Annotated in this window: 19 protein-coding genes; all 19 read right to left on the bottom strand. The window is 52.2% G+C overall.

Annotation, left to right across the window (positions count from 1 at the left end; genetic code table 11):
- Positions 1-292 precede the first annotated feature (292 nt).
- Entirely contained in the window at positions 293-955 is a 663-nt protein-coding gene (locus tag VMF88_09805; protein HTY11353.1) for a response regulator transcription factor, read from the bottom strand.
- 66 nt (positions 956-1,021) lie between these two features.
- Positions 1,022-3,994, bottom strand: coding sequence for a two-component regulator propeller domain-containing protein (locus VMF88_09800; protein HTY11352.1), 2,973 nt, complete (start codon positions 3,992-3,994; stop codon positions 1,022-1,024).
- A gap of 23 nt (positions 3,995-4,017) precedes the next feature.
- Positions 4,018-4,431, bottom strand: a complete 414-nt coding sequence (locus VMF88_09795; protein ID HTY11351.1) for a DUF420 domain-containing protein — start codon at positions 4,429-4,431, stop codon at positions 4,018-4,020.
- Between the two features lie 4 nt (positions 4,432-4,435).
- Complete coding sequence (locus VMF88_09790) at positions 4,436-5,065, bottom strand: SCO family protein (GenBank protein ID HTY11350.1); 630 nt, start codon at positions 5,063-5,065, stop codon at positions 4,436-4,438.
- On the bottom strand, positions 5,062-5,841 hold the full coding sequence (locus VMF88_09785; protein HTY11349.1) for an ABC transporter permease: 780 nt from the start codon (positions 5,839-5,841) through the stop codon (positions 5,062-5,064). The genes VMF88_09790 and VMF88_09785 overlap by 4 nt, the downstream gene beginning before the upstream one ends.
- Positions 5,838-6,782, bottom strand: coding sequence for an ATP-binding cassette domain-containing protein (locus tag VMF88_09780; GenBank protein HTY11348.1), 945 nt, complete (start codon positions 6,780-6,782; stop codon positions 5,838-5,840). The genes VMF88_09785 and VMF88_09780 overlap by 4 nt, the downstream gene beginning before the upstream one ends.
- Positions 6,783-6,891: 109 nt before the next feature.
- Entirely contained in the window at positions 6,892-7,839 is a 948-nt protein-coding gene (gene cyoE / locus VMF88_09775) for a heme o synthase (GenBank protein ID HTY11347.1), read from the bottom strand.
- Positions 7,836-8,861: a COX15/CtaA family protein gene (locus VMF88_09770; GenBank protein ID HTY11346.1), complete on the bottom strand. Its 1,026-nt coding sequence runs from the start codon at positions 8,859-8,861 to the stop codon at positions 7,836-7,838. Before VMF88_09770 ends, cyoE begins: the two co-directional genes overlap by 4 nt.
- A gap of 19 nt (positions 8,862-8,880) precedes the next feature.
- Positions 8,881-9,849 (bottom strand): cytochrome c oxidase subunit II, encoded by a 969-nt coding sequence (locus VMF88_09765; GenBank protein ID HTY11345.1) that lies wholly within the window; start codon positions 9,847-9,849, stop codon positions 8,881-8,883.
- Positions 9,850-10,122 (bottom strand): hypothetical protein, encoded by a 273-nt coding sequence (locus VMF88_09760; GenBank protein HTY11344.1) that lies wholly within the window; start codon positions 10,120-10,122, stop codon positions 9,850-9,852. It lies immediately after the preceding gene.
- On the bottom strand, positions 10,119-10,325 hold the full coding sequence (locus tag VMF88_09755; GenBank protein HTY11343.1) for a hypothetical protein: 207 nt from the start codon (positions 10,323-10,325) through the stop codon (positions 10,119-10,121). The genes VMF88_09760 and VMF88_09755 overlap by 4 nt, the downstream gene beginning before the upstream one ends.
- A 3-nt stretch (positions 10,326-10,328) precedes the next feature.
- On the bottom strand, positions 10,329-10,631 hold the full coding sequence (locus tag VMF88_09750; GenBank protein ID HTY11342.1) for a cytochrome C oxidase subunit IV family protein: 303 nt from the start codon (positions 10,629-10,631) through the stop codon (positions 10,329-10,331).
- 8 nt (positions 10,632-10,639) lie between these two features.
- Complete coding sequence (locus VMF88_09745; protein HTY11341.1) at positions 10,640-11,224, bottom strand: cytochrome c oxidase subunit 3; 585 nt, start codon at positions 11,222-11,224, stop codon at positions 10,640-10,642.
- Between the two features lie 6 nt (positions 11,225-11,230).
- Positions 11,231-12,967: a cbb3-type cytochrome c oxidase subunit I gene (locus VMF88_09740; protein HTY11340.1), complete on the bottom strand. Its 1,737-nt coding sequence runs from the start codon at positions 12,965-12,967 to the stop codon at positions 11,231-11,233.
- 57 nt (positions 12,968-13,024) lie between these two features.
- Positions 13,025-13,717: a carboxypeptidase regulatory-like domain-containing protein gene (locus tag VMF88_09735; protein ID HTY11339.1), complete on the bottom strand. Its 693-nt coding sequence runs from the start codon at positions 13,715-13,717 to the stop codon at positions 13,025-13,027.
- A 31-nt stretch (positions 13,718-13,748) separates the two neighbouring features.
- Positions 13,749-16,310, bottom strand: a complete 2,562-nt coding sequence (locus tag VMF88_09730) for a c-type cytochrome (GenBank protein HTY11338.1) — start codon at positions 16,308-16,310, stop codon at positions 13,749-13,751.
- Between the two features lie 45 nt (positions 16,311-16,355).
- The gene (locus VMF88_09725; protein ID HTY11337.1) at positions 16,356-17,261 is read right to left on the bottom strand and encodes a cytochrome C; all 906 of its coding nucleotides are present in this window, start codon (positions 17,259-17,261) and stop codon (positions 16,356-16,358) included.
- Between the two features lie 24 nt (positions 17,262-17,285).
- Positions 17,286-18,065 carry a cytochrome b N-terminal domain-containing protein gene (locus VMF88_09720; GenBank protein ID HTY11336.1) on the bottom strand — a complete coding sequence of 260 codons (780 nt, stop codon included), beginning with the start codon at positions 18,063-18,065 and terminating at the stop codon, positions 17,286-17,288.
- A gap of 21 nt (positions 18,066-18,086) precedes the next feature.
- On the bottom strand, positions 18,087-18,725 hold the full coding sequence (locus VMF88_09715; GenBank protein HTY11335.1) for a Rieske 2Fe-2S domain-containing protein: 639 nt from the start codon (positions 18,723-18,725) through the stop codon (positions 18,087-18,089).
- Positions 18,726-18,771: the final 46 nt, after the last annotated feature.

The following is an 18,771-nucleotide window of genomic DNA, read 5'->3' as shown; positions in this document are numbered from 1 at the left end:
TTTATTACCTGCCTAAACTTTCTTGGAATCTATTCTTCCAATGAATGCATCGAATCGGATCGAGCGATCCATCATTGGAAAGCGCTAAAATCTCTTTCTGACTCGGATATGGCGACAACTTGCGGCTTGGGGCCGGCAATATTCTACGGGGATGAACGTATAGGAAAAATACCATATACCGGAAGGTGTTACAACTACATATCTATGTAGTTTTCTTACAACCGGTGATTATTGTGATGGAGGTCAGGTTGAGGCTGTTGAGGGGCAGAAAGAACACATCGATACCGGTGCATTAGAGGGCCTTGTTTTTTAATGCTTTTGCCACCGCTTCGGTGCGGGATCGAACATGGAGCTTTGCATAAATATTGCGGAGATGAAAGCGGACGGTATTCACGCTGACAAATAACTTATCTGCAATGACCTTGTATGTATATCCTTCCGTTAACGCGAGAAGAACGTCGAGTTCCCGCTGAGACAGCGTGGAGAAGACCGTTGATGGCTTTGGCTGCTGAAAATATGTCAATACTTTCCGTGCGACTTCTCCCGACATCGGCGCTCCGCCCGCGTACGTTTCCTTGATGGACGTGAGAAGCTTCTCGGGTGTTGTCGTCTTGAGCAGATAACCCACCGCTCCCGCTCGTAGTGATTGGAATATCTTCTCTTCGTCACTGTGGACGGTCAGCATCAGGCACTGGATATGCGGATAGCGTTCTTTGAGGATCTCAACCCATTCAATGCCCGACTTGTCGGGCATGCCGATGTCCATCAGCACGACATCGGGCGGGTTTTCATCAAAGGTCTCAAGAAAGGTCGATCCGCTTGTATAATCGGCACAGGCAAAGCCTTCCGCCTGGTCGATGATCATTCGGATCCCTTTTCGCATCTCATCGTCGTCATCGATAACGGCGACACGGATGACGTCATCAGCGTCCGTTGCTCTCGAGTTTGTCTTCATTGTTGGAAATTTGGCAAAAGGAATCTACTGTTTTCCCTACGGCGAGGCAACTGCATAGATATGTAGTTATGGGGCGGCGGGGAATATCGCTTGAATTCGAGTCCCCTTCCCTGCCTGCGAAATCATCGTGAACGAGCCACCTGAGCCCTCGGCGCGCTTTTTCATGTTCGTCAATCCGTGCCCTGTATGCGAACCGCCGGCCTGGAAACCTTTCCCGTCGTCGGTCACAGTCAGCACAACGCGGTTTCCGTCCTGTAAAAATTCCATGTTCGCTTCCGAACAGTCGGAATGGCGGACGATGTTGGTGATCGCTTCCTTGGCGCAGAGCAAAATATTCCTCGCACGCTCAGGAGGGAAATGAAGGGCAAAGATGTTGTCGTCGATGGTGAATTTTAGCACAATGTTCTTTGCTTCACACGCCTCAAATGCAAACAAGCGAAGGCGCTGAACCAAGCGCTCAAGAGGCTCTTCTGTCAAACCGAGCGACCATACAACATCGCTCATCGATTCGACAAGATCGCGGGCGGTGTCCCCGATCCTTTTTAGCGATTCACCGGCGGTGCTTTCGCCCGGATCAACGCCCGCCTTGCCCGGCATGTCCCGCTCGATGACGGAAGAGAGTATCGCGATACGCGTCAGGCCTGCGCCAATGTCGTCGTGCAGATCGGCCGCAAGGCGTGATTTGATCCTCTCAATTTCGATCAACCGTTTCACACGGGACCTCACCAAAAGGAAGGAAACCGCAACGACAATCAATACGCTGGAAACAATAAACCACCATTGCCTCCAAAGAGCCGGAACAATTCTGAACGAGAAAGTAGCGGCTTGGGTACTCACCGTCCCGTTCCCGTTGATTGCCCGCGCCATAAAGGAATAATTCCCGGGCGACAGAGCAGCAAACATGATGAGATGATTTCGCGTTGGAGCGCTCCATCCGGTGTCGGCCCCCAAAAGCTTGTACTGATACTGGACCGCTTTTTCGTCCTTCAGGCTCAAACCGATGACGTCGAGCGAAATGTTATTCTGGTCGTAGGCAAATTCATGAGATGAATCGGCGTCTACCTCCACGCCGCTGACAAGAATGCGCGAAATATAGACCGGAGGAGGGATATTCCCCGACACGTCATGCCGGCGGTCGTAAAACGTTATGCCCGCATCGGTCACGAGCCACAACACCCCGTCTTTCATTTCTCCGCAGGCATAGACCGGAGGCCCGCTCAGCTCTTTTTTTGAATGAAACTTGATCATGCTGGAAGCCGTCATTTCCTGAAACCCCAGTTGGGTACCTAACCACTGGTGCCTATCGGCGTCGAGGATCATCGACCACACTGCAGTGCTCAGAAGGCCCTCGTTCAAAGAAAGTGGGTGGAACATGGAGTCGCGGAGGTATGCTATACCCCCGTAGCGTGTCCCGGCCCAGATGACCCCCGCGCTGTCTTGGAGGATCGAACGGATCGATTGGTTCGGAAGCCCATCCTCACTCGTGAACCGCCTGCCTCCGCCTTGAAATTTCTTTGATGAGGGAAGAAACGTCAAGCCGTTGTCGTAGCCCCCGAACCAAAAGTTGCCTTCACGGTCTTCACAAATCGCCCGCGTTGAATTATCCGGCATTCCGTCTTCCGCCGTGTACGATCGCAAAAAAGGCTTCGCCCGCTTTGGATCAAAAAGATAGAGACCGCGATTGTCGGAAATGCTGCACCAAAGATATCCTTCCCTGTCCTTGAACAAAAAAATCGGCATCCCCCCGGAACGATATTCGCTCCCTTGACGCCACCGGTGCTGGATAGTCAGTGAGGACGGACCTTCTTTCCGTGATCCGATCGCGAAACAGATGATATCCCCCCCCTGGAAACCCGCCCACAATGAGGAGGGGGGGTCGAACAATACTGTGTATGGTTTTTGATCAGTGACATCGCTTAACTCTTTATGCAGCGTCGACTGCCATGCAGCATTGTTTCCCTTCCATAATTCATAGATCCCATTCCACGAGGCAACCCACAGGTGTTCATCCTGATCCATTGCGGCCGCAGAGCCGTTGGGCGGGAATATCAGGCCGCTAAGCGGATACGTAAACACGGTCCGGTTCGCCAGCTTCGCAACTCCCTTGCTCCCCAGGCCGAGCCACAGATCTCCTTCCATGTCAATAGCGGCGGAGGAAATAAAATCCTCCGGCAAACCGTTCGAAGTCGAACAAAAAGGAATGGGCGCAGAGCCGGTATCCGGAAGACGATAAATCCCCCTTGTCGTCCCGAACAAAAGGCCGTCGCGATCGTCCAGCATAACATTGATGATAGCATTTTTTATGACGAGCCTGCGCAGAATTTCACCGTCGCGCATTTGCACGATCCCGCCATTCGACATTCCGATCCAGAACGTCGTATCATCAGATGCATATATACATTGAGGAACTATCGCAGGCTTACAGTGAAGATTGACGACCCGCGGATCATCAGAATCTGGAGGGAAAGCATAAAGCTGGTCGGACATAAGGACCCATATCGTTCCGTCCGGTGATTGGGCAACTCCGACCACCGTCCCCTTTATGACCGCCGGACGTATCCGTCTGCACTCATTATCTGCCAGCGTAAACAACCCATTGTCCGTCCCGCACCAGAGTACGCCGTGGCGGTCCTCCATTAACGCAGTGATAATGTTGGAAGAATGTTCTCCGTTAATTCGGTATGTCTGGAACTTGTTACTCCTCCATTTGCTTATGCCTCCTCCGTTTGTCCCAATCCATATCGTGCCGGGGTGAGCCCGGCTTTCCACGATGCAATTGACACGGCTGTACGACAGCCCGTCGGCGACTGTAAAATTCCGAAAAACCTCCCCATTGTAGAGGCTCACGCCGTCATTTGTTCCGACCCAGACGTATCCGCGAGAGTCGCAGCATAGGGCGATGACGTAATCCATCAGCAATCCGTCTTTTGAGGTGTAATGGTCGAACGGGTATACTTGAGCGAAGGAAGGCGAAACGCCCGTGAAGAAAAGATAAAGAAGGAACGAAACCCGGGACCCTATGTTATTGAATCCGCTCACGTTCTTCTTGACGATAGTCTGGGTTACAAATGGTAGAGCATGACATACACCACTACACCGGTGACAGAGACGTAGAGCCATAACGGCAATGTCAATCGTGCAAGCTTTCGATGCTTGTCAAAACGCGACGAGAGGGCCCGAGTGAGCGTCACGATCGCCATGGGGACAATGGCCATGGCAAGGATCGTATGCGAGATAAGGATGGTAAAATAGACCGGCCTAATGAAACCGGCCCCCTTGAATGGAACTGAACCAACGTGAGCGTGGTAATACAGGTAAGAAATCAGAAACGTGATCGACGTTGCAAATGCGGCAAGCATGACCTTTTTGTGGATCGAGCGCTTCTTATTCAGGATCAATAGATAGCCGGCGACAAGAAGAAGGGCCGTCGCTCCATTCAGGATTGCATTGATGGTCGGGAAGATCTTCAGATCCATGGTGCTAATTTTTTTCCGAAGCGAGATCTTTCGCATCGGCGACGATCTTTTCCAGGGACTTTTCGTCGCTCGAGTCGTAATATCCGCGAATGACCCCCTGCCTGTCGACCAGGACAAACATCGTGCTGTGAATGATCGGCTCGATAGCGGAGCCGGAATCCGCGGCGACGGCGAGGTGGAATCCGTCGCGCGTCAGGAAATTTATCTTTTCTTTTTCTCCGGTGAGAAATAACCAGCGTGACGGCGAGGCTTTATAGAGCTCTGCATAATCTCTAAGGACATCAGGAGTATCCCGTTTCGGATCGACGCTGAACGAGACCAGAAGCACGTTCTTCTCATTTTTTAATTGTTCCTGGAAGCTGGCCATCGTGCTCGACATAATGGGGCAGCTCCCGCCGCAGTTTGTAAAGATAAAATCGGCGATCCAGGCCTTCCCTTTCAAGTCCGATAACGGAAGTTTCTCGCCGCTCCGTTCAGTAAGGGTCACATCGGGAACAATGCTGAGTCGGGGCAATGCGTTCTTCGGCGGGGCCTTTAGCTGCGTGTACAAAAACGAGAACACAACCGCAACAATGACAAACCCTAAAAACCCCCAAAGAAAAATCGATCGAAATGAAGCGTCCGAGGCTTTCATGCTTTATTCCTAACTGATATCATTGACCCTAAGAAGACAGCTAAACAAAAGATGAGAATGATACTACATGCGACAAGAAAATCAGACGCTTGACTCGATACCCGGTGGTAGAGCATCATGCGCGTAGAAGAAATTGAGTATGTCAGCGGGTTGACGGCCATGACGAATTTCAGCCATCCGGGCGCCCCTTCCATCGGGAAGAGCGATCCGGAGAGAAGCCACAATGGGATAAGAAACAAATTCATGATCGCATGGAATCCCTGCGTCGATTCCATTCTCCATGCGATGAGAAATCCAAGTCCCGTGAGACCGAACCCTATCGCAATGAGCAACACCAAAAGCGCGATAAATTGGAGAAGTGTAAAAGAAAAACCAACCAGTGGCGCGAGAGCCAAAAAAATGACCGCTTGGATCACCGCGAGCGTTGTGCCTCCAAGGATCTTGCCGAGTGCAATGCTGGCCCCAGAGACAGGGGCAACAAGCACGGATTGAAGCAACCCCTCGGACCTGTCCTCGATGATCGATATCGTGGAAAAGATTGCAGTGAACAACATAATCAATAGTAACGTCCCTGGATAAAAATATTCGAGGTAATTCGCCCCCCCAAGAGAAGATGTTGTCTTAAAGGAAGTGCCGAGCCCCGATCCGATGAAGAACCAAAAAAGGATCGGCGATCCGATAACCCCGATCATCCTTGACCGTTGGCGGAAAAATCTGATGAGTTCGCGCATCCAAAGCGCATAAGCCGGGAGCAGCACTTGGTCCTTAAAGTTCATCCCTCCGCCTCGTCGGAATCGATCGGGTGCATCTTATGCCCTGTTTCATGGATAAAAACGTCCTCGAGCGTCGGCAATCCGACTGCAACGGCATTCACTTTTCCGGGAAAGGCCTCGATGATCTTGGGAACAAATTGATGTGCCTTTGCTTTTTCAACTCGAAGTGTGCCGTCCACGATCGTCGACGTAAGCTTGAATTTTTTCTTCAGCAGGGTTTGAAGTTCTTCCGGCGCGTTGGTGACGATGGAAATAATCTCTCCGCCGACCTTCTTCTTTAACCCGTCCGGCGTCCCAAGAGCGACAAGGTTTCCTTTATCGAGTATCGCCAAACGGTCGCAGTGTTCGGCCTCCTCCAGAATGTGCGAGGTAACAATGATCGTGATCCCGTCGGTTTTTCTGATCTGAAGCAGATATGCCCACAGATCTCTTCTGGCGGCCGGGTCAAGTCCCGTGCTCGGCTCGTCGAGGAGTAAAAGAGCCGGAGTGTGAAACAGGCCTTTGCAAATTTCGACGCGTCGTCGCAAACCCCCGGAGAGCGTTTCCACCAGATCGTCCTTTCGGTCCCCAAGCTTCAGACCGGCGAGAAGTTCGTTGATTCTCCGCTTGGCTGCCGCTCCATGGAACCCCTGGAGCAGCCCTTGGAAGCGCAAGTTTTCCATTACCGTCAATTTGAGATCAAGGCTCGGAGACTGGAAAACGACGCCGATCTGTTTTCTGACCGCGGCAGGTTCGTGAACGACATCGTGGCCGCACACTTCCGTCTTCCCCCCCGAAGGAGCAATCGCCGTCGAGAGTATCTTAAACATCGTCGTCTTGCCGCCGCCGTTGGGGCCAAGGAGCCCGAAGATTTCTCCCTGATGTATTTCCAAGGTGATGTTGTTAAGCGCTCTCCGCCCCGGATAGTCGTGGGTGAGATTTGATATTTTAACGATCGGAGCCATTATCAGAATGAAAGAGTAAGAATAATATAGAAAAAAAATAGACGAGAAGCCTCAGGCCATGGTATTGTCTCGCCTCAGCAGCGCGGGACGGTCCCCGACGGCATCCGCGTTATACTTTATCGATCACCATGAGGAAAAACAAGACCGGGAGGTACACGAGCGAAGCAAAAAACAACCGACGAGCGGATTGATTCGTTTTGGCGGGGTTCTCCTCTTGATCTGCGGCGAAGGTTACAGCGAACATGATCCCAAAAAAAAGGAAACCGATTCCTGCTACCAAGGCGCCGATGAAATAAGAAATTGAGGTCATACCGATGACGGAAGGGACAAGGCTCAATGGAATGAGCGCTGCGCAATTGCCGAGAATGTGGCGCGATGTTCGCGCGCCGTTCCGGTCGACGACGGTCAAGAGCTTATATCCCGCCCTCGCATAATCTTTTCTATAAAGCCAGGCGAGCGAAAAGAAATGAGGCATCTGCCAAAAAAAGAGGATCGCGAAAAGCACCATGGCCGCGAACGTTATCTCGTTCCGGGCCGCGGCCCATCCCATCAGCGGTGGAAGCGCTCCCGGAATTCCGCCGATCGTCGTCGCAACGGGAGAAATCCTCTTTAAGGGAGTATAGAGAAACAGATATGTTGTCAACGTAACGACTCCGAGAAAACCGGTGAGCACATTGACAAAAAATGTCAATTCAAGAAGGCCGATGCTCGATAAAAAGATCCCGAAAAGAAGAACCGTCCCCGGCAGAAGATGTCCCGAAGGAAGCGGACGTCTTTCTGTCCGTTTCATCAGCGAATCATAATTCCGCTCCAGATACTGGTTCAATGTCCCCGCTCCCCCGCCGACGAGAGTCGTTCCGAGAGCGAGATGGGAAAGGAGCCACAATTCACCGACGTTCCATTGACCGGTATGCCCCAGATAAAATGAACAGACCGCGGTGAGGACAGAGAGCGACGTCAGCTCCGGCTTCATCAGCTCGATGAAATCGGCAGCAACTTTCCACGCAGGACGTGAATATGGAAACGCTTGCTGAAGTACTTCTGCGTCGCCGTTCATGCTATCGCTCTCTCTGCTGAATAGACAAAAGAGAATCTCTTGACCTGAACCTGATAGACCCTCGCAAGATGGAACAGCAGCAGTACCGAGGTCACCAGAATCAATGCGCCCGTTGCAACATGTGCCGTCGTGACATCCACTGCCTTTTGAGAAATAACCGTGAAGGCTCCCAGAAAAAGCTGCGCAATGATCAGATAAACAAGAATTCGTCCTAACATTTTGATCCGCGGCGGCATTTGCTTCGCGCTCATGATCCTGACCGAAAATGTTATTGCGACGGCCGAGACGGCAAGAGCCCAGAATCGATGGAGCATGTGGATCAGGATCTGAGCCGAAGTCACCGGACCATCGGCAAAAAGGCGTTGATTGGAATCGATGAGCTCTTGATTGTACCTGGCCACAGATTCACCCGAGAGCGACGGAAAGATCTGCCCATAGGCTAACGGAAAGTCAGTGACCGCAAGTCCCGACCCGGTATGCCGCATGAGCGCGCCGAGAATTAGCTGGATATAGACGCAGAGGATCAAGACAATCGAAAGCCTGAAAAGCGACGGATCCGCAGATTGCGAAATACTCGCAGCGTCATTCTTCCACCAACGAGAGGTTACCAAGGCGATGGTGCAGACGATCGCGAAAAAAGTCTGGGCAAGCGTGGCGTGCGAAACAGAGAGAGCGGTCGGCAGAAGAAAGATCACCGTCAACCCGCCGAGCAGCCCCTGCGCGATCACTGCTCCGAGCGCTGCGATCCCCAGAAACTTTACCCAGCGGCGTTCTTCTTTCTTCCACAGCCAGACCGTAAGAATGATCGTCAGCAATCCGACGAATGAAGCGATCATCCTGTGGCCGTGCTCATACAGGATTCCGCCGACCATCGGGGGCATCACCATCCCGTACGAAAGGGGCCAATCGGGAACGGCGAGGCTTGAGCCGGTACTGGTCACCAATCCGCCGGCGATGACCAGGCAGAAGGTGCAGCAAGCGGTGAACACTGAAAACCGATGAAGGCTTTTATCGTATTGCAAGAGTCCGTTCCTTCGTAAGCTACTTTGCCGCCGTCGTGGAATCGCGCGGAAGTTGAGATATTTGATCCGCCATCCATGCGTCGTAGGCTTCTTGTGTGTCGACGCTCAGGTATCCGCGCATGCGGTAGTGGCCGAGTCCGCATAATTGAGCGCAGGCAATTTCTGTCGTCACGTTCGGCGCTGCAAGCACCTGGGTATAACCGGCATCGAGGAGAGGCTTCACAACATCCGGAGTGAACACGTCCCCTTTCTTGACGATAACGGCGCTGTCTGTGCCGACGTAATTCCGGATCGCGATCCGCTCGAACAATTTCGACGATGTATCGCCCGCGGTAAGCTGAAACGGTTCGGCCATCTCAGCGATCATCTGGTCCGTAGTTTTCGTAGGAGTGAACCAGAGTGGTATGACCTGCCCCGGAATTGCATCCTGTTTCACGCGCATCGTCGGCAAATTGAAGCTGTGAATAACATCCTTCGTCGATAAGCGGATGATGACCGGTTTATTCACCGGAACGTGCAGTTGATTGATCGTCGTAATATCATCTTTCGCATTCGGGTCGGTCCGGTCGAGTCCGATCGGATTGTCATCCGAGACGAGAGAAATATCGGTTCGTCCGAACACTCCGTCCTTCCCGGGATAATGGACGTTCCATGCAAACTGTTCGGCGACGACGCGGACCACCGTGGCGTCTTTCTCCTCCGGGAAATTATTCACACGCTTTGCCCAGAGCGGGACAGCAAATCCGATCAGAAGAACTGCCTCGAAAAGAGCGACGGCGACCTCAAGATAGCTCGACAAATGGCTTTTCACTCCAGCATAATCGGCGACCGGATTTTTCTTTTGCCGGAATCGTATGAGCGTATAGATGAAGAACGCTCCCCATCCGACAAACAGCACAAGCATGAGCCAGTGGATGACGGCCAGCATATTATCGATTGCCGGCCCGTGCGCAGAACCGTCGACGGGAAGGTGCAGAAATTCTCTCATTTAGTGAATACCTCCATTTTCATGTGTCGGGTGTTCGGATTCGGCCGCAAGGTACAGCCGTGCACGTTTGCGCAAATACAGGAAGAAGGAGGTCATCGCCGCGAGAACTCCTCCGGTCACCCCGATCATGCTGAGGATCGCGAAATTCATACCATTCGTTGCCGGCGAATCAGCGGCGCCGTAACACGACCCGCATGCAAAGGCAGAATTCGGAAGAGAGGCCAGAAAGAACAGCGCCGCAACGGCGAGACTACGTTTGAGAGCAGCGTTCATAAATACCCCACGTGTTTGAATTTGCGGATGAATTTAGATTCATAGTACACCAAACCGGCCGCCAGCAGGATAAAAAAGAGACCGACGATCAGCCCAATGCTGCTCGATTCGGAAACGAACGAATCAATTCCCCATCCCCCGACGCCTAACGACAGGACGATCGAGATGGAGATAAAAAAAACATGAAATGCTTTGAGTGACATAGATCAATGTATCCTATCTGCCATTGCAACGATTGGGATAAAGATTATCGCCAGAAAGAAAACAACTGTTAATCCCAGCGCTGCGTAGACCAGTTTTTTTTCTGAAATGAGATGCATGAAATAGCTGGCGACGAGAGAGCCTTTGATTGAAGCGATGATCAGTGCCACAATGATGGCGGGAACGACGCTCAGGTTCAGATACGAGATCGTCACGGTAATGATCGTCAACGCAAGCAGCGTCACGAATACGGTGATGTACACTTTGACGTGCTTTTTGACATCTTCAGCGGCGTGTGTCAGTTCCATGCATTCTCCTACAATAGATAGAGGACAGGAAATAAGAATATCCAGACCAGGTCGACGAAGTGCCAGTAAAGGCCCGCAACCTCAATCCGGTTCGTGAACCGTTCTGGCTCTGTTTTCCACATTTTGCTCCCCGGTCCCCAGAAATATGTATTCACGATCATTCCCCCGATCACGTGAAGGCCGTGGAGCCCCGTCATCGTGAAATAGATCGCAAAGAAGGTGCTCTTGCTCGGGATCTCGCCCGTCGCGAAGTGATGCGTGTATTCGAAATATTTGATGATCAGGAAGACAAATCCGAGAAGAATCGTCGCCCCCAAATATCGTTTGAACTTTCCGAATTCCTTCGTCATCAGCGAGGCCCACGACATCACCATCGTGATACTGGAAGTGATGAGTACGGCCGTATTGACCGTGGCGAGAGGAACATCGAGGACATGATGGGGCCATTCGACAGCGTTGACACGAAGCAAAATATATGAGGAGAACAGCGCTCCAAAGAGCATTACCTCCGATGCGAGGAAGAGCCAGATTCCAAGCTTGGCGTTGATCAATCCGGTGTCCGGTCGTGCCTTAATTGTGTAGGGAATTTCCATCGGTGTTTAGGCCTCCATCGGTTGATTCTGCGGAATAAAATCCTTCTTCGCTCCGGGTACGCTGTATTCGTACGGCGGGCGGTATACTTCGGGGACGGTAACGAAATTTCCGTGGGGCGGCGGAGTCGGCGTCGCCCATTCGAGCGTCGTCGCATGCCAGTAATTCTCCTCCACCTTCTTCCCTTTTCGAATGCTCCAGAAAAGATTCACGATAAAGAAGAGCTGGAACACGCCGAGCACCCAGGCGCCGTGAGACATGAATTCATTCCAATGCAACACCGGCTGTGCATGAGCGTACTGGGCGCCCCCATCCCACAAACGCCGCGACACTCCGGCCAAACCGACAATGAACATAGGCATGAAGATCGCGTTCATGCAAATGAACGAACCGAAGAAGTGTATTCTGCCGAGCGTCTCATTCATTTTGCGGCCGGTCAGTTTTGGGAACCAATGATAAATGCCTGCAAACAGTGCGAAGATCGTTCCCGGTGCAACAACATAATGAAAGTGGCCGATCACATAATACGTATCGTGCAACGGAATATCCGTCGCCGACAAGCCTAACGGCAGCCCCGTCAATCCGCCGATGCCGAACATCGGAAGAAAGGCAAGGGCAAAAAGCATCGGCGTCGTAAACCGGATCGACCCTCCCCACAATGAAATGAAGAGAGCGGTGAGAATAACTATCGATGGGATGGAAATGATCATCGTCGTGGTCTGGAAGAACGTGCTGATGATCGTTCCCATTCCAGTCATGAACATGTGATGCGCCCAGACGATGAAGGACATGAAGCCCAGAAAGATCGCCGCGTAGACCATCGACCTGTAACCCCACAACGGCTTGCGCGTGTTGTTGGCGATCACTTCCGCAACAATTCCCATCGCCGGCAAGATGAGAACGTAGACCTCAGGATGTGCAAGGAACCAGAAGAGATGCTGCCAAAGAAGCGGACTGCCGCCGCCGCTCACGTTCAACGGCTGTCCGGTGACAACCAAACCGCTCGGAAGGAAAAAGCTGGTACCCGCCAACCGGTCCATGAGTTGGAGCACGCCGGCCGCCTCGAGCGGCGGAAATGCGAGCAAAAGCAGGAACGACGTTACAAACTGCGCCCAGACAAAAAACGGGAGCCGCATGAACGTCAAACCTTTCGCTCTCAACTGCACGATCGTCACGATAAAATTCACTGAACCGAGCAGCGATGATGTGATAAGAAAAACCATTCCGATAAGCCAAACGGTCTGCCCTACCGTTGCGATGTCTGACAGAGGAGGATACGACGTCCATCCGGAATTTGCCGCCCCCCCCGGCAGGATGAAACTCGTGAGCATCGTGACGCCCCCCATGAAGTAGACCCAGTAACTCATCATGTTGAGTTTCGGGAAGGCCATATCGGGCGCGCCGATCTGGAGGGGCATCACGTAATTTCCGAAGGCGCCGACGGCGAGAGGGACGATTCCAAGAAAGACCATGATCGTTCCGTGCATCGCGCCGAGTTGGTTGTAAAATTCCGGAAGCATGATACCTTGTGGAGCGCGGTCATCTCCGAGCCACGAACCGATGATCGGTATCGGCTGCCCGGGATAAGCGAGCTGCCAGCGCATGATCATCATGAGCGTGAAGCCAAAAAGAAGAAAGAGAAGACTCGTAAATCCGTACTGAATGCCGATCACTTTATGGTCCTGTGAAAAGACATATTTTCGCCAGAACCCGAGATGGTGGTCGTGAGAGTGGTTGCCCTCCATTGTGTGACCCTTCTTATGACAGATGGATGAATAGAAAAGTTCTTTTCAACCCGCGGGCTATTTTCCTGCGTATTGAAAATTCGCCGTTGCCGCTTTGTCAGAAACGGTCACTTTGATGTCCTGTGTGCCGTATTTTTCATGCCATGCTTCGACGGTATACGTCCCGGGAGGCAGCCCCTTGATTGTGAATTCTCCCTTGTCGTTGGAGACGGCGTAGAACGGATTGTCGGTCACGCCGGCGTAGCAGTTCATCCAATTGTGCACTTCGCACTTGAACTTCACCATGATCTCCGGCTTGTCGAACTTTTTCGTCATTTTCATTCCCTTCAGCGGCTGCGCATTGTTGAACTGCGGGCTGTTCTTGGGAAGCGCATGGATGTTGTGAAGCAGCGGATCGTCGTTCCGGATCTCGAGCGGCTGTCCTGCCTGGATCCCAAACACGTGGGGATGGTACTGGCATCCCTGTTGCGCTAAAACAACGGGTTCTGTCGGCGGATCGTATTTCTTGTTCAATCCATCCTTGATGTAGACAAATACATTCCTCAGGGTCCCGTTGTCGTTGACGATGACCTCCTCCGAGTTGACGGGTTTCGGGTGCATCGACAAGCATTGCTTGTCCGCATTCATCTTGATTTGGGGAACGACCGGCTGTTTGCCGTTGAAAGAAATTTTTCCGGTGATGTCGCCGGCATAGACCGAGGCTGCACAGAGCAACAGCGCCGCCAGAACTACCGCGTTAATTGTTTTCATTGTGTCTCCTTAAAAGATTATACGATAAGAGCTATTTTTTCTTTCCAAGGGTGAATAAATGGTCGCGCAGAGCTTCCATTTGTTTGTGCGCATCTCCGTGCAGCACATCCGGCATCGGCGATTGCCCGTCGGGGAAATATCCGGGCATCATCGTTCCAGGCTGGATCGCTTCGGGGTTCGTCAACCATGAAACGATCCATTCCGGCTTCAATCGGTTCCGCGCCAGCTCAAGATTCGGCGCGACGCTCTTCGGATCGATCTCGGCTCCGCCAAGCTGGTGGCACTTGATGCATTGAAACTCGTTGAACAGTTTCGTCCCTTCCCCGAGCATCTGCGGGTCGGGTTTGAACGCCGCATAATCGCGCATTTCGAGGTTCAGCTTCGAGAGGCCGAGAAAATACTTTGTGATGATGTTGATCTCTTGTTCCGTAAGAGAGAATGTCGGCATACGCACCTTCAGCCAAGGACGGATAGGCGACGGCGCCTTCAAAAAGTCTTGCAGCCACGGCTCCTGCACCTTGGCGCCTTCGATCGTGATCAAGGGAGGCCCTTTCGTCGGGTCGTCGAGAATCGCGCTGAAGTATCCTCCCCGATCCTCAAGCTGATGACAATTGATGCAGCCGTAACGAATGGTCAATTTCTCTCCGGCATCGATATCAGCAACGCGCTGAGTTGCCGGCTCCTGATATTTCATCTGCGGATTGTCGCTGCGGAAGCCGAGCAGGAGAGTCCGCAGTTCGCTGATCTCATCATCGGAGAAAGCAAACACCGGCATTTTTTGAACGATGCGGTCCGTCTGGAACACGCGCGAATTCTTCAGCTTGTTGCCGACCCAGTCGTACCATGTATGACGGACTTTTGTGTCCCCGAAATCCATCTGGTCCACGACCTTTCTCCCGAAATCGGAGAGGTTGACGCTCACCTTGTTCGCATTTTCCATCCCTTTGATCTCATGGCATCCGAAGCACCCGTACTCACGGATCAATTTTGCGCCTTGAGCAATTTTTTCGCTCGAAGTAATATCCACATTGAACGCTTCCTTCGGACGGTCATCGTTCATCGTCATGATGTATGCGACAATGTCCCGGGCTTCCTGATCTGTCAATCGCAGGCTCGGCATTTTTGTCGTCGGATTGTAATGGCGCGGATTCTTGATCCAATCAAAGATCCAATCCGGATGCAGCTTGCCTGCAGCGTGCGTTAATTCGGGGGCGATATCGTAACTCGACCCCCGCGCATTGCGCACCCTCTCGTCGTCTCCGATAACGTGGCACGCCTTACAACCGAAGGTTTCGAAGTGCTCTTTTCCCTTCTCCGCCGACCCGCCCGCGTAGGAGCCTCGAGGATGTTCGAATTGAAACGAGCTCTCCTTTCCGATGCTAAACAAGTAGGCAGTGATCGCGCCTGCTTCTTCCTCGCTTAATTTGAAATTCGGCATGCGTGTATGAAGGTTGTAATCCTTTGGGTTTCGAATCCAGCGGTACACCCATTCCGGCTTTACTTTGGCGGGAAGAGAATTGAGTTGGGGTCCGATCTTGGGAAGATTTGCATAACCGTCGATGTCGTGACACCCATAACATCCAGATTCAAGAAACGTCTGCTTTGCTTTAGAGAAGTACGGGGCCCCCTTCAACGCCTGCCGGCTTGGATGGCAGGAGATACATCCCGCATAGACGTCCTTGCCGTGCAAAAGGGGTGTTTCCCAATAAGGGTCCTCGTCTCCGTGTGCGGAGCCTGCGGTCAACGCAAACGCCTGTCCGCGATGACAGGATGAGCATCCGTATCTTTCCGGGTTGTGGATTTTCAGGAGGTCGGGGTTGGAATGGATCGTGAAGGGCTGCGGAGCATCAGCCATATTCTTGTCTGCGTAGCCGGCATGACACGTCTGACAGCGGTCAACGCGCGCTTTCACTTCGCCAAAATTCGACTTGTCAAAATCGTTCAGCAGCACTTGCCGGATTGCGATCGGACTTTTTTTGATCCCTTCAAGTTTTGCCTGCAGTTTATTCGCGTCGGCATAGAGAGCCTTCAACGCAGCCTCGAGACTGTCCGCAGCATCCTTGAACACGGCGATCTCTGCATTACTGGACTGAATATCCTTATCGATGTCGTCCATTTCTTTGGCGTGTTTATCAATTTCGACGCCGATATCGTCCAATTTCTTCTTCAGCTTTTCCGTAGGACGTCCTTCATGCAAAGCGGTTTGATATTCGTAGTATGCGGCATCCGAATTGCTGCGCGCAAACCTCCAATCGCGTGTGGCATCGGCCAGCTTTTGCTGAAGGTCGTCTTGTTTCTTTACCGCCTCGAGATATTCCCTGCTCTCCATCTTTTTCTTCGCTTCGGCAAGACGACCTGTGATCTCGGCAACGGCGGAACTGTCCACGGCAGCGAGAGCGTCTGCATACTGAGCGGCAACTTTTTCCTCGCTGAGTTTGTAATATTCGCTTTGATGCGTTTTCCACGGCCGGCGGACCACCACTTCATCGACGACAGCCCAAAGAGTCGAAAGGAACAAGAGGCCGCTGAACACCACGTAGAACGTGGAATAATTCCTGTTTTCAACCGGCGTCTCTGATCGCTTTTGGAACATGAATCTGAACTCCTTATGAAGGAAGAATAAAAAGTGTCCGATGCACTACACGTTAAACCAGGGGGTCACCCAGATATATTTTATCGGGTATGCACCCAAAAAAGGAGGCGCGAGGCGAAGCACAATTTTCAAGACGACAAACATCATTGTCAAAAAGAGTCCAAGAACCAATGCGTAACGGCCGAGCCCAAGTTTTTTGACAACGTCGGAATTCCTGAACTTCATGTAGTGCCATCCCCCGAGCCCGCCGTAAAAAGCGGCGATGAACAAAAACCCGAAGACCGAGGCCGCGATGTTCAGGCTATTGTCGGGATGGTGGGTCGGCATTCCGAAGTACTCGGACAGATCGACATTGTTCAAGACGACCACTTTATGAAGGTCCCAATCCTCCCACGGAAGGAAAAAATTCCAACCAGGTCCACGCATGAACGTGCCCAGCACGATAAGGGAAACCCAGAGGATCAAGAAACCGAAACAAAATGTAAGGATCGCAAATTTCCGATCCTTAAAGGTATAGTATCCGTTCCCCTTTTCGTTGATATCGACGTACGGAATAATCATGAGCCCGACAATGATGATCGACGGAAGGACGACGCCGGCGATCCACGGATCAAAGTACACAAGGAGCTCCTGTAGTCCCAAAAAATACCAGGGAGCCTTGGAGGGATTCGGCGTCAGCGAAGGGTTCGCGGGCGCTTCCAGGGGGGCGTTGATAAAAACCGACCAGACAACGAGAATAAAGAGGACGAGGAGCATCGCGAGAAATTCAACGCGCACAAGATACGGCCACACCTGGACCTTATCGTCCAGCGCCGCCTCTTCGGGAGTTTTGGCCAGGTCGTTCTTACGCGCCTTCGTCCACGCAAGCCACGAATAAAAGATCACAAGCAGCAGCAAACCGACGATGGGAATATTGTCCGGCTTGCTGACGAGTTCCAAGAGGTGTTTCATAGTTCTCTAATGCTTGATGTATTTTTAGAAATTCTTCTTTCCAGTATCCGGCCCGGAGATCCCACCGTCTTTTCTGATGCGCCAAAAATGCACGACCATGAATATAGACGCGATCAGAGGGAGAAAAATGCAATGTCCGACGTAAAAACGAAGAAGCGTCGGGGGACCAACCTGGGTTCCGCCGAGCAAAACAAACCGAACGTCCGCGTCAGGCCGCATTCCCAGCTGCGCGCCGAATGGACCTTCGCTCCCCAGCAGCGGAGTGGCGCGCGCCATATTCGTACCGACAGTCACCGCCCAGATTGAAAGCTGGTCCCACGGGAGCAAATATCCGGAAAAGCTGAGAAGAAAGGTCAAAAGAAGAAGAACAACTCCGATCACCCAATTGAACTGCCTCGGAGGCTTGTACGAACCGGTGAGAAAAACGCGGAACATATGAAGCATCACCGTGATCACCATCGCATGAGCTGCCCAGCGGTGCATGTTTCTGATCAGGGGACCGAACGGAACATCGTTCATCAAATATTTCATGTCTTCGTACGCATACTGCGCTGTCGGTCTGTAGTAGAACATCAAGATAACGCCGGTCAGCGTGAGGACGAGAAACAACAGGAACGTGATCCCCCCCATCCCCCACGTGTAGCCAACGTTCGTCGCGTGCCGAGCGATACGGACAGGATGCAGATGAAGAAAGACGTTGTCGACGATCTGCAGCGCGCGGTTGCGGGGAGTGTCGTCGTATTTGTGTCGGAAGATGGATTTATAAACTTCGGTCTTACGAAATTTTTCCATCGGGCTAATCATGAAGCATTCCTTTCAAAAGAATCAACCGGTGTATTTTAGGTACGATCCGGGGAGCCCCCACTGACCGAGTTCATAGCGAAACTTGATGCTCTTGTCGATGACTATCTCGCCGTCATCATTAAGCGTAATTTGCGCGCGCTCCAGCGGCCTCGGCGTAGGACCTTCAAAATTGATTCCACTTTTGTAGTAGCCGCTTCCATGACACGGACACTTGAATTTGTTTGCGTCCTCAAGCCAGTTCGGCGTGCATCCTAAATGAGTGCAGATAGCGATCAGCGCGTAGAAGCCTTCCTTTTCTCTGACGATCCAAATTCGCTGGGAATCCTTATACTTTTCGTTCACTTCGCCGATGATGTAGTCGCTGGGAAGGCCTGCTTTGAATTTGGTCGGAGGTTCAAACAAGACACGGGGGAACATGTAGCGAAGCGAGCCGACAGTCGAGATGCCGAGAAAACCGAGAAACGAGAGCCAACCGGCGAAAGAAAGAAAGCTCTTTCTTCCCATCCGCCAGACACCGGGGTCGTTCTCCGGAGCCCGGTCTTGTTTTGGCTTCTTCGGAATAGGGATCGCCGTGATCTGTGCGGGCGCCGCTGCCGCAGGTTGCGGTTTCGGCGCAGGCTGCTCTTCGGCCGGCAACGGAGGCGTTAATTCATCTGCCATCAGAACGTCCTTCTGACAAAATTAGTCAAAAATACCTTTGATGAGA

Source organism: Bacteroidota bacterium, assembly GCA_035506275.1.
Taxonomy (GTDB): domain Bacteria; phylum Bacteroidota; class Ignavibacteria; order UBA10030; family UBA8401; genus JAGVPT01.
Note: the sequence above shows the minus strand (reverse complement) of the source record. Positions and strands in the feature narration are given on the sequence as shown.

Coding starts and splice junctions, on each gene's coding strand:
- VMF88_09780 (HTY11348.1), bottom strand. CDS start 6,782: ATGGCTCCGATCGTTAAAATATCAAATCTCACCCACGACTATCCGGGG.
- VMF88_09740 (HTY11340.1), bottom strand. CDS start 12,967: ATGGAGGGCAACCACTCTCACGACCACCATCTCGGGTTCTGGCGAAAA.
- VMF88_09785 (HTY11349.1), bottom strand. CDS start 5,841: ATGAACTTTAAGGACCAAGTGCTGCTCCCGGCTTATGCGCTTTGGATG.
- VMF88_09750 (HTY11342.1), bottom strand. CDS start 10,631: ATGGAACTGACACACGCCGCTGAAGATGTCAAAAAGCACGTCAAAGTG.
- VMF88_09725 (HTY11337.1), bottom strand. CDS start 17,261: ATGAAACACCTCTTGGAACTCGTCAGCAAGCCGGACAATATTCCCATC.
- cyoE (HTY11347.1), bottom strand. CDS start 7,839: ATGAACGGCGACGCAGAAGTACTTCAGCAAGCGTTTCCATATTCACGT.
- VMF88_09790 (HTY11350.1), bottom strand. CDS start 5,065: ATGAAAGCCTCGGACGCTTCATTTCGATCGATTTTTCTTTGGGGGTTT.
- VMF88_09745 (HTY11341.1), bottom strand. CDS start 11,224: ATGGAAATTCCCTACACAATTAAGGCACGACCGGACACCGGATTGATC.
- VMF88_09805 (HTY11353.1), bottom strand. CDS start 955: ATGAAGACAAACTCGAGAGCAACGGACGCTGATGACGTCATCCGTGTC.
- VMF88_09765 (HTY11345.1), bottom strand. CDS start 9,849: ATGAGAGAATTTCTGCACCTTCCCGTCGACGGTTCTGCGCACGGGCCG.
- VMF88_09795 (HTY11351.1), bottom strand. CDS start 4,431: ATGGATCTGAAGATCTTCCCGACCATCAATGCAATCCTGAATGGAGCG.
- VMF88_09760 (HTY11344.1), bottom strand. CDS start 10,122: ATGAACGCTGCTCTCAAACGTAGTCTCGCCGTTGCGGCGCTGTTCTTT.
- VMF88_09735 (HTY11339.1), bottom strand. CDS start 13,717: ATGAAAACAATTAACGCGGTAGTTCTGGCGGCGCTGTTGCTCTGTGCA.
- VMF88_09730 (HTY11338.1), bottom strand. CDS start 16,310: ATGTTCCAAAAGCGATCAGAGACGCCGGTTGAAAACAGGAATTATTCC.
- VMF88_09715 (HTY11335.1), bottom strand. CDS start 18,725: ATGGCAGATGAATTAACGCCTCCGTTGCCGGCCGAAGAGCAGCCTGCG.
- VMF88_09720 (HTY11336.1), bottom strand. CDS start 18,065: ATGATTAGCCCGATGGAAAAATTTCGTAAGACCGAAGTTTATAAATCC.
- VMF88_09755 (HTY11343.1), bottom strand. CDS start 10,325: ATGTCACTCAAAGCATTTCATGTTTTTTTTATCTCCATCTCGATCGTC.